This is a genomic window from Flavobacterium sp. UBA4854, from assembly GCF_002399805.1.
Lineage (GTDB): Bacteria > Bacteroidota > Bacteroidia > Flavobacteriales > Flavobacteriaceae > Flavobacterium > Flavobacterium ginsengisoli.
This window is the reverse complement of record NZ_DHEI01000011.1, coordinates 8,770-16,105: the sequence shown is the minus strand read 5'-3', so window position 1 is coordinate 16,105 and position 7,336 is coordinate 8,770. Positions and strand designations below refer to the sequence as shown.

The window sequence follows — 7,336 nt, the reverse complement described above, 5'->3', positions numbered from 1 at the left end:
ACAAACTCTTTAGCAATCTGCGCTTTTTCCATTTCGCTACATTTATCGAGAAGGGTATCCATAAAAACATCGCCTGGAATTCCGATAATATGTTCCTCTATCAGAGTATCTTTATAAACTAGAAAGTTGATTTTATCTGGCGAAAGAATATCTTCCAATTCTAATCCATAAATACGCGAAGCATCTGCTTTTTTGATGTAAAAATGTACATAGTTATCATTGAGAATATTTCGAACCTTAATTCTAAAAGGTTTTGAATTTCCGAAAGTACAATAATCAATCGCATCGACATTCAGGTATTGAATGATTTCGCTATTTCCGTCAGAATGCAGCAGCGAGTAGATTTTCTTTAGATTTAAATCAATTTCACTGCGCTCAAATTCTCCATAATATACTCGAATCCAAAGCGTATCGTTATCATGTTTATCATAAACATTTATAGAACCCGAAAAACGAAGCAAGTCATCATAAAACACAGATACTTTAGATATACGTTCGTATCGTTCTAAGTAACTTAAAAGTGGCTGTGTTAAAGGGTAAGACGGTTTTTTTAAAACCATTAAAGGCTCGCTCATTTTGAATATCTTTATTACAAATTTACATCAATACGATTTAAAGTTAGAATTTAAAGTAACAAAAATCAACTTGACTCGTCATATTAAAAACTAAAACCAGAAAAATTTGGAAACCATATTAACCATTGAGAATTTAAGCAAAAGATACGGCCGAATTCAGGCTTTGAAAAATGTATCTTTTCAAATACAAAAAGGTCGCGTTTATGGCATTCTAGGGCCAAACGGCAGCGGAAAATCGACTACATTAGGAATTGTTTTGAGTGTTGTCAACAAGTCGTCTGGCAATTATAGCTGGTTTGATGGCAAAGTAGAAACGCATGAGGCTTTAAAAAAGGTTGGCGCTATTATAGAAAGACCAAATTTTTATCCGTACATGACGGCCGAACAAAACCTAAAACTGGTTTGCAAAATCAAAAATATCAATTATTCTAAAGTTAACGAAAAACTAGAATTAGTTGGTTTGAGTGAAAGAAAAGACAGCAAGTTCAGTACTTTTTCTTTAGGAATGAAACAGCGTCTGGCCATTGCATCGGCACTTTTAAATGATCCCGAAATTTTAATTTTAGACGAACCAACCAACGGATTAGATCCACAAGGAATTCATCAAATTCGAGATATCATAAAAAAAATTGCATCTCACGGAACGACAATTTTATTGGCTTCTCATTTATTGGACGAAGTAGAGAAAGTCTGCTCGCAAGTAATTGTTTTAAGAAAAGGCGAAGTTTTATATTCTGGACCTGTTGACGGAATGTCTTCAAACGAAGGTTTCTTTGAACTACAAGCCAATGACAATTTAATTCTAAAAACTGCTTTACAGGAACATCCTGCTGTAGATAGAATTGCTGAAGAAGACGGAAAAGTTTTGGTTTATCTAAAATCTGATTTATCGGCTTCAGACTTAAATCAGTTTCTGTTTTCTAAAAACATTGTTTTAAGCCATTTAGTAAAACGCAAAAACAGTTTAGAAGCACAATTTTTAGAGTTAACCAAAAACGCCATCGCCCAAAAAAACTAAACCATGAAAAGACTTCTTTCTATAGAATTACAAAAAATCTGGATGAACAAAGCCAGCCGATTATTAACTTTGACCTATTTTATATTACTTTCTTTTATAGCATTAATTGCTGTTATAAAATTTGACATTGGTCCTTTTAAATTTCATTTGGCAGAAATGGGAATCTTTAATTTTCCGTTTATCTGGCATTTTAACACCTATGTTGCGGCTTGGTTAAAATTCTTTTTAGCTATTGTAATCGTTTCAATGATGGCAAATGAGTATAGCTACGGAACTTTAAAACAAAACTTAATTGATGGTCTGAGCAAAAAAGAATTTATTTTATCTAAATTCTTAACTGTGGTTTTATTTGCTTTTGCATCTACAGTTTTTGTTTTTATCATGAGTTTAATTTTAGGATTATGCTTTTCTTCTTATACCGAATTTGGAATTATTTTTAGTGAGTTAGATTATCTTTTAGCCTTCTTTGTAAAACTAACTGGATTCTTTTCTTTCTGTTTATTTTTAGGAATCTTGGTAAAACGTTCTGCTTTTGCACTTGGTTTTCTTCTAGTTTGGAATATATTAGAAGCAATCATAAGAGGTTTTTTAGCTTTTAAAGTTTTCCCAAATAGCGATACTGATAAAAAGATTACACAGTTTTTACCCTTAGAATCAATGTCTAATTTGATTGTTAATCCTGGCCCAAGATTATCGGTAGTAAAAAATATTGGTTCGCAAATCGGAATTGCAACAGACGCTGATTTTAGCGTACATTATTCTGCTATTTTAATTGTTTTAGTCTGGACTTTTGTATTTATATATTTTTCTTACAAATTATTAAAAAATAGAGATTTGTAGTATATTTGTTACTATGAGTCAAATAAGAGTTTTTCTAATTCTAATTTTGTGCTGTTTTTGTTATAAAATCAGGGCGCAGGATATTTCTGTAAATGATACAGCTACTCCAACAGATTTAATCCAGAATGTTTTAATAAATAGTTCTTGTGTTGATGTTGAAAGTGTAAACGCATCAGGAAACCCTACTCCAAATCAACAGAGTTATGGTTCTTTTACAGCTGGTTCAAATTTTCCTTTTCCTGGCGGAATAGTTTTAAGTACATCTCCTAGTAAAAACGCTGAAGGTCCTTTTAACCAACAAGGTTCTAAAGGCACACAAGTAAGAACTTGGAATGGTGATGCAGATCTTAATACTGCTTTAGGAATTAACAACAGTACACAAGCAACAGTTTTAGAATTTGATTTTATAGCACTTACCAACTCTATTAGCTTTAATTATATTTTTGCTTCGAATGAATATCAGAATAATTTTCCCTGTATATATTCTGACGGATTTGCTTTCTTAATTAAAGAAGCTGGAAGCAGTGATAATTATAAAAACCTTGCTGTTTTACCCAATACCACTACTGCAGTTTCGGCTACAACAGTACACCCAAAAATTGAAACCATAAATGGCAGTGGCGGAGAACCATTGGTTGGTTGTGAAGCAATAAACGAAAATTATTTTAATGGCTATAATACAGCTGCAAGCCCTATTAATTATGCTGGGCAAACTGTTGTGATGAATGCTTCTACAGATGTAATTCCAAACAAAAAATATCATCTAAAATTGGTTGTTGCCGATGATGTTACTCGACAATACAATTCGGCAGTTTTTATTGAGGCAGGCAGTTTTGTAACTAAAATAAATTTTGGAGAAGATAGAACTGTAGCAAATAGCAATCCTGTTTGTTTTGGAGAAAATTTTTCTTTAGATACCCATTTAAGCGCAACAGCATATACTTTTAAATGGTATAAAAAAGACGCTTCTAATACTTATGTTGAAATTCCTGGCGCACTATCTCCATCTTACACTGTGCCATCATCTGGGGCATATAAAGTAGAAGCTACAATGAACAATACAGCATGTGTTTCTGTTGGAGAAATCACGGTTGAATTTTCTGCTCAAATCCCGTCAACAAATACTTCTTTATTACAATGTGATGATGATACAGATGGAGTTACAGTTTTTGATCTAACTAAAGCTGCTAATATTGTAAAAAACAATGATTCTCAAATTACCAATCAAGGCTACTACGAAACTTTGGCAGATGCAAAGGCAAAAACAAATCCAATTTTAAATCCGCAACGATATACTAACAAGTCACCAAATCAAATTGTTTTTGCTCTACTAGAAAACACTTATGGTTGTAATACTACAGCCGAAATTACTCTAAATGTTTCTAATTCTGTCATTCCTAATCAAAACCCAATAGAAACCTGTGATGGAGATGATACTCAAGACGGTTTATATCAATTTGATTTAAGCGCAGAAGTAACTCCTCAAATTTTATCAGGTTTGCCGACAGGATTGCTAATTAATTATTTCTTGACTTCTGCAGATGCAATTACAGAAACTAATCCGTTGCCAAATATTTTTAAAAATACAACTCCAAATAGTCAAACGATTTATGCACGTGCTGCAAATGGACCTAATTGTTATGATATAACTCCTATAGAATTAATTGTTCACACATTTGATCCTCCTAATTTTGAAGATGAAACTCGTTATTTATGTAAAGGAGACGATATGACCTTAAGTGTAGATTCTAGTTTTAGCAGTTATACGTGGTCTAACGGAAGTACCACAAATTCTATAGTAATTAATAGTGCTGGAGACTATTCTGTAACTGTAAAAGATGCAAATGGCTGCGAAAAAACTAAAAAATTCAAAATAATTTTATCTGAACCAGCCACAATTACCGGAGCAGACGTAAAGGATTTTTCTGGAAATGACAATACTGTTGAGATCCAGTATACAGGCGCAGGAAATTATGAGTTCTCTCTTGATGGAAAAGTCTACCAGGACAGTTCTATTTTCACACAAGTAACTCCAGGTGTTTATAATGCGATTGCTAGAGATAAAAATGGCTGTGGTTTGTCAAGTTCATTTTTAATATATGTATTAGATTATCCGCGCTTCTTTACCCCAAACGGAGATGGATATAATGATTTATGGGTAATTAAAAATATTGATCAAATGCCAGATTTTACGATTTCAATTTTTGATCGCTATGGAAAATTGCTAAAACAAATGAATCAAAATGGCACTGGATGGAACGGAATTTTTAATGGTAGAGAAATGCCTTCTGATGATTACTGGTTTACCCTTCTTTTTGTAAATGGAAAAAATGTCAAAGGACACTTTAGCTTAAAGCGATAATCTCAATATTTTAACTTAATTCCAAATATTCGTTCAAAAATAATATCTATAAAAAGTTAAAAACACCTATTTTGTATTAAATTTACTTCAAAATAAAGAAGATGAATTTATGTAAAAAATTACTTGTTTTATTCTTATTCTGCTCAAATCTTTATGCGCAAAATGATTGCAAAGATGCACTTATTGTTTGTGGAAATTCTGGTTTTAAAGGCCTAACTATTAATGGCCCGGGAAACATTAACGAAATAAAACCAGAAAATAGTTGCGGTACTACAGAAAGCAACAGTATATGGCTAAAAATCCTAATCAAAACTTCTGGCACTTTAGGTTTCATAATTACTCCAGAAAGCTCAGATCTTAAAGAAGATTTCGATTTTTTTGTATTTGGCCCTAATGCCAAATGTTCTTCTTTATCTTCTCCCATTAGATGTTCAACAACAAATCCTCAAATGGCACATCTTACTTATAATCAAACTGGGATTGATGGCAACCACTATGATACGTTTGAAGGTCCTGCAGCTTTAGGCGATGGATATTTAAAATGGCTGAATGTTAATGAAGGAGAAAGCTATTTTGTAGTTGTCGATCGTCCAATTGGTTCAAGTAATTTTTCATTGCAATGGCTTGGAAATGCGACTTTTTATGATGCACCAACGATCAATATAAGTCACCAAACGAACTTAATATGACCAATTCCGATTTTACTGCGAGTATGTCATCAACTTTTGACTTAACAGTAAATTCTCCAAAAATAATAGGATCTCAAACCGATATAAAAGTGACATATCACAATTCTTCAAATGATGCAATTATTAATATCAACCCTATAGAAAATCCGACCGCTTACAAAAACACCACAAGTCAAGAAACGATTTTTGTTAGAGCCACCAATACCACAACACAATGTTACAATGTAACTTCTTTTACAATCAAGGTAAATGATAAAATTGATTTTCCAAAAAACAAAGTTGAAATTTGTGATGAAAATGATGCAGATCCATATGACGGAAAAACCGTTGTAAATCTTAATCAAGTTTCTAAAATAGTTTTTGACAATGCAGACATTTCTAGTCTAACTATAAAATACTATTTATCTCAAAACGATGCCGATAATAATATAAACGAACTGCCAAATCTATTCAGCAATAGCATTCCTTTTGAACAAACTATATACATTAAAGCCTTTAGCAGCACAATAAGCGCATCTGTTGCTCCGATTAAAATTGTCGTAAATCCTCTGCCTCAAAAAGTTACTACTTCTCTTGTACAATGTGATACAGACGAAAATGCATCTGGATTAGTTCTATTTAATTTGAACGAAGCAAACGCTTCTCTATCTAATAACGATTCTAATCTTGAAACTTCGTTTTTTAACACCAATACAGATGCTTTAAACAATCAAAATCAATTAAATCCAGTTTATACAAATACTAGCAATCCTCAAACTCTATATGTCAGAGTTCGAAATTTAAAAACAAACTGTACCAGCATATCCAATCTTATTTTAAAAACTAATGTTATTTCGGTGCAAACTCACACACTTAATTTAGTATGTGATGATGATGGAAATGAGGATGGAATACATCTTTTTGACCTAACAAGCGCTAATATCACAGTTTCAAACAATCAGGACTTAAAATATTATCCAACCGAAAATGACGCTTTACTAGAACAAAATTCTATTGAGAACCCTCTAAAATATGAAAACAAAATACCATACAATGATTTTGCCTTTGCAAGGATTGAAGAAGGAAACACTTGTTTCGGAATTAGCAAAATTAAACTTGAAGTAGCAAAATTGCCTAGTCTTGAAACTGATACTTCTACAAATGTTTGCGACAACGATTCTTCTTTTTATGCAAAATTAGATGCAGGAGTTACTAATGATAATGCTTTAAATGATTTCTCCTATATATGGAAAAAAGGTGGTAGTGAAATACCTGATCAAACTAATTCTACATTAAACGTTAATACTATTGGAACTTATACTGTTACTGTAACAAACAAAAATAACTGTTCTAAAACAAGAAAATTCGAAGTCGTTTCTTCTAATATTGCGACTATAAAAGATATTGAAATTATAGATCTACAAATTGACGATTCTAATAAAGTTACAGTAAATGCAACTGGAAACGGAGATTATGAATATAGCCTAAATGCGCCAAGCGGTCCTTTTCAAGATTCGAATATATTTGAAAATGTAAAATCTGGAATTCATGATGTCTATATAAATGACAAGAAAAAGTGCGGCATAATTAATAAAACAATTGCAGTAATTGGAGTGCCCCACTATTTTACACCAAATAACGATGGCCACAATGATTATTGGAATATAGCGGGATTAAACAAAAACGAGTATAAAGATTCTAAAGTTTACATCTATGATCGTTATGGAAAATTAATAAAACAATTAACCGTATTTGATATAGGTTGGGATGGAACTTTTCAAGGCAGTCCGCTCCCTTCAGATGATTATTGGTACCTCTTAAAACTTAGCGATCATAGAGAAGCAAAAGGACATTTTAGTTTGAAACGGTAAAT

General features: G+C 32.2%; 5 protein-coding genes and 1 pseudogene. 5 read left to right on the top strand and 1 reads right to left on the bottom strand.

Annotated features, from left to right (window positions below; genetic code table 11):
• Window positions 1–575: pseudogene (locus B3J44_RS01035) on the bottom strand (hypothetical protein); the annotation flags it as partial.
• Between the two features lie 106 nt (window positions 576–681).
• Between B3J44_RS01035 and B3J44_RS01030 the strand changes: the two are divergent.
• The 5 genes from B3J44_RS01030 (at window position 682) to B3J44_RS01010 (ending at window position 7,334) form a co-directional block, all read left to right on the top strand.
• On the top strand, window positions 682–1,593 hold the full coding sequence (locus B3J44_RS01030; RefSeq protein ID WP_286965023.1) for an ABC transporter ATP-binding protein: 912 nt from the start codon (window positions 682–684) through the stop codon (window positions 1,591–1,593).
• 3 nt (window positions 1,594–1,596) lie between these two features.
• The gene (locus tag B3J44_RS01025) at window positions 1,597–2,433 is read left to right on the top strand and encodes an ABC transporter permease (RefSeq protein ID WP_286965022.1); all 837 of its coding nucleotides are present in this window, start codon (window positions 1,597–1,599) and stop codon (window positions 2,431–2,433) included.
• 13 nt (window positions 2,434–2,446) lie between these two features.
• Window positions 2,447–4,795, top strand: coding sequence for a choice-of-anchor L domain-containing protein (locus B3J44_RS01020; protein ID WP_286965020.1), 2,349 nt, complete (start codon window positions 2,447–2,449; stop codon window positions 4,793–4,795).
• Between the two features lie 101 nt (window positions 4,796–4,896).
• Window positions 4,897–5,484, top strand: a complete 588-nt coding sequence (locus B3J44_RS01015) for a hypothetical protein (protein ID WP_286965018.1) — start codon at window positions 4,897–4,899, stop codon at window positions 5,482–5,484.
• Window positions 5,481–7,334, top strand: a complete 1,854-nt coding sequence (locus B3J44_RS01010) for a T9SS type B sorting domain-containing protein (protein ID WP_286965016.1) — start codon at window positions 5,481–5,483, stop codon at window positions 7,332–7,334. Before B3J44_RS01015 ends, B3J44_RS01010 begins: the two co-directional genes overlap by 4 nt.
• Window positions 7,335–7,336 lie beyond the last annotated feature (2 nt).